Here is a 3,593-nt window from a genome sequence, read left to right on the forward strand (position 1 = left end):
AACCGTTCACCCGGCATAGGAGGCAGCAAAAGAACAGCGCCATCAATTGTTTCATCAGGTATTTGATTTATTGTTGGTATGCTTATATCAGCGCATACACCTGCTGCATCAGCAAAGCCTCTTCCACTGCTGCCCGCAGGGTTTCCCATTCCGCTTTGGTAAAGGTAAAGCTGATGTCCTGGCAGGGGGTGTGAATGATCACCCGTTCCTCATCGTCCGGAAAAGGCAGCGAATGATCACAAAATTCACGGTGGCCCAGCGTTTCGCTGAACTGTACAAAATCGTTCGGGGTAAAATGCAGCAGCACATTACCATGCCACAGAAAAACGGTTTTACAATGCATACAATGGCCTATATGCATTTGCCCTTTGCGGGCCAGTATCCTGGTTTCGCACATACATTACTTGTTTAACAAACTGCTGTTATTGGCCTGTCATGCCCGCCATACGCATGCAGGTACCCGGCCGGCATAGCGGGCAGACAGATGGGTTTCATAGATTCGTAAAAAACTATTATGCTAAAAAAGATGTTTATGTAAGCCGGCGGAGAACGGCAATACAAAAATAAGCAGCAGTAAGTAGTAGTAATGATCGGATCAGGAAAAGTATTTACGCTAAAAGGAAAAGGAATGCAAAATGTAAAATTTCAAATGTAAAATCATAAATGTAAAAGTGCAGAATCGTGCACACACTTTTACATTTTGCATTTATCATTTTGCATTTTACATTCTTAAAGGCTCTTCACCAATTCGCGCCACTGCGCCAGCTCCGGTTGACCGGGCTTACGTTTGCCAAAGAATTGTACGATCATTTCATTGTTTGTATCAAATACTTCTATAGAAGTAACCGTACCATCTGCAGATGGTTTTTCTACCACCCAGCATTGGGCAATATTATCTGTTCTCAGGTGCAGGTTAAAGTCAGGATCCATCACATTGATCCACCCGGGTATTTCCACGATCTTATGTACCGGGCCGGTATGAATTTCAATGTTGCCATGATTGCTTACAAATACCATAATTTCCAGTCCGCTGGCTGCAGACCGCTCCAATAGTGGCTTTACACAGGTAGTTGCTACCCTGCGGGTAAAGCGGCCTTCTGCTATTTCCAGCGCATGCAGGCGGCCGGCTTTGTATTTATTGAGTAAGGGAAAAAAGTCGTGCGTATCCTGCAACGCAGCCCACTCATCCAAAAATGCTTTGGCATCTATGGTTTGTGCATAGGTGGGCGCTGCTGCGGCAGGCGTAATGGTAATATCAGCCGGTTGCTCCGGCGCCGTAAAGTCCTGCACCAGCTGATCCCAGGCCGTAAGGTTAGTATCGGCCACTGTATATATTTTTATCACGGCATTCCCCTGCCCGTCAAATACCTGTAAGGAGTTTTTAAAGCCCAGCGCTTCATCATCCTTCACGGCAAAGCCATATACCCACTTGGAAAAGAACATGCGCAGGTCTATATCTTTACCTACTACCACACCTACGTGTCGGCTTTCTGTATTCACCTCTTCAAACACGCCTTTTCTTTCTATTACACAGCTTTCATTACGGGTAAGCACCATTACTTTTCCTACGCCCGGCATGCGTTGCAGCAAAGCGGGATAATCCCTCCGTAAATGCAGCACAGTGCTGCCGGTGCAGGCGGCTACCAGCTGGCCTTCGCTTACCTGCAGGGCGCGGGCGGCATCCCGGATCCTGGTTTTAGGATTTTGCTGGCGGTATGCCTGCCATTGAGCTTGCAGGCTATTGGTAATTGTATTGTTCATGGTTATTAATAAGCGTTTGTTGCCTGTAGGGCAGATGATGAAAATAAAGTGGCGGCTGTATTGGTAACCACCAGGGGATAAGCGCACAATGAATGATGCAGCACCGATACATCCACGCCAAAACAATGCCTGATATGCAGGGGCGATAATACCGTATCTACCGGCCCCTGTGCATATACACGGCCATTCTTCAGAAAAAAGATGCGGTGTGCATAAGCGGCTGCCAGCTGAAAATCATGCAGTACGGCTATCACCAGCACACCTTGCCGGCTTAGCTGCACGGCCAGCTGTAAAGCCAGCTGTTGATGGAGTATATCCATGCCCGTTACCGGCTCATCCAGCAGCAGCATTTTTTTGCCGCTATAGTCCATAGCATGCAGGTCCGGCGCTTCCAGCAGCTGGGCCAATACCCGCGCCATTTGTACGCGTTGCTGCTGCCCGCCGGAAAGCGTAGGATAGCTGCGGTCTTTCAGGTCGTATACCTGCAATAATTTTAAGGCATAGGTTATGATCTCTTTATCGTATAACCTTTCTGCTGCGCGGTAAGCATAACGGCCCATGGCCGCTACTTCCGCCACGGTAAAAGGCATTTGCAGGTTCAGCTGCTGGGAAAGCACGGCACGTTGCCGGGCCTGCGCATCCACAGGCATGTGATGCAGCTCCTGGCCGTTGAGCAGAATGCTGCCGCGGTAATGTTTATATTCTCCTGCAATGGTGCGCAGCAGGGTAGATTTGCCGGCGCCGTTAGCGCCCATCAGCACACACAGCTCACCCGGCTGGGCCTGCAGCTGCATTTGCGCCAGCACCGGCACATTTCCAAACGACAGTGAAACATCTTTTACAACCAGCATTATACAGCAATTAAACGTTTCTCTTTTAAGATCAGCCAAATGAAAACCGGTGCGCCGGTAATAGCCGTAATAATACCCACCGGCAGTTCAGCCGGGGCAATAATAGTACGGCACAGCAGGTCGGCCACGGTGAGTAAGATAGCGCCGGCCAAAGCTGCGCTGGGGATAAGAATGCGGTGATCCGGCCCGGTGAACTGGCGGATGATATGCGGCACCACCAGTCCTATAAAACCAATAATACCCGCTACCGCTACTCCCGCTGCTACGGCCATGGTGGCGTAAATAATGAGCTGCGTTTTCAGCTTATTCACCTGCACGCCGCTATGCATAGCCTCCTGCTCACCTAATGCAAATACATTAAGCGCAGGCGCCATGCGTGGCAGCATTAATACCGGTACCAGCACAAAAGGCAGCACTGCCAGCACTGTTTGCCAGGTGGCGCCGCCCAGGCTGCCCAGCGTCCAGAAGGTAATATTGCGCAGCTGCTCATTATCTGCCACATAGGTCATTAACCCGGTAAAAGCGCTGCACAGGGCATTAATGGCAATACCGCTCAGCAGCATTACAGATACAATGGACCGGCTATCGTGCACGGACATACGAAATACGATCAGCACCGTAAGCATAGCCCCCAAAAAGGTAATAATGTTTTGCGCATAGGTTTGAAAAATGCTGCCGCTTACCATAAAAGGTAAATACACATGCAGCACTATCAGCATAGCCGCCGTTAATGAAGCGCCGGCGCTAATGCCTATCAGGCCCGGATCAGCCAGCGGATTGCGGAATAACCCCTGCAGGGCCGCCCCTGAAATGCCTAAACCGGCGCCTATTATTACAGCCAGCACAACCCGCGGCAGGCGGATCATCCACAACACCGCAGGCATTTGCTCCGTATAGGTTACCGGCAGCTGTATGCCAATACCCTTTAGTAAAATACCTATCACCTGCAATGGCGACATATGCATAGCGCCGGTACCAATG

The 3,593-nt window shown here is 50.0% G+C and carries 4 protein-coding genes; all 4 read right to left on the reverse strand.

Translation table 11 applies throughout. The annotated features are described in order from the left end of the window. Positions 1-82: 82 nt before the first annotated feature. The gene (locus tag VIM87_RS25525) at positions 83-397 is read right to left on the reverse strand and encodes a DUF6686 family protein (RefSeq protein ID WP_331999727.1); all 315 of its coding nucleotides are present in this window, start codon (positions 395-397) and stop codon (positions 83-85) included. 332 nt (positions 398-729) lie between these two features. After that, positions 730-1,761: a hemin-degrading factor gene (locus VIM87_RS25530; protein WP_331999728.1), complete on the reverse strand. Its 1,032-nt coding sequence runs from the start codon at positions 1,759-1,761 to the stop codon at positions 730-732. A 5-nt stretch (positions 1,762-1,766) separates the two neighbouring features. Beyond that, entirely contained in the window at positions 1,767-2,612 is an 846-nt protein-coding gene (locus VIM87_RS25535; protein WP_331999729.1) for a heme ABC transporter ATP-binding protein, read from the reverse strand. Beyond that, positions 2,612-3,593: iron ABC transporter permease (locus tag VIM87_RS25540; protein WP_331999730.1), on the reverse strand; the 982-nt coding region annotated here is incomplete at its 5' end. The genes VIM87_RS25540 and VIM87_RS25535, both read right to left, overlap by 1 nt.

This window comes from Chitinophaga sp., assembly GCF_036569125.1.
In the GTDB taxonomy this organism is placed as follows: Bacteria; Bacteroidota; Bacteroidia; order Chitinophagales; family Chitinophagaceae; genus Chitinophaga.

Bases quoted from the DNA above. Each gene is read 5' to 3' on its own strand.
- VIM87_RS25530 (WP_331999728.1), bottom strand. From the start codon at position 1,761: ATGAACAATACAATTACCAATAGCCTGCAAGCTCAATGGCAGGCATAC.
- VIM87_RS25535 (WP_331999729.1), bottom strand. From the start codon at position 2,612: ATGCTGGTTGTAAAAGATGTTTCACTGTCGTTTGGAAATGTGCCGGTG.
- VIM87_RS25525 (WP_331999727.1), bottom strand. From the start codon at position 397: ATGTGCGAAACCAGGATACTGGCCCGCAAAGGGCAAATGCATATAGGC.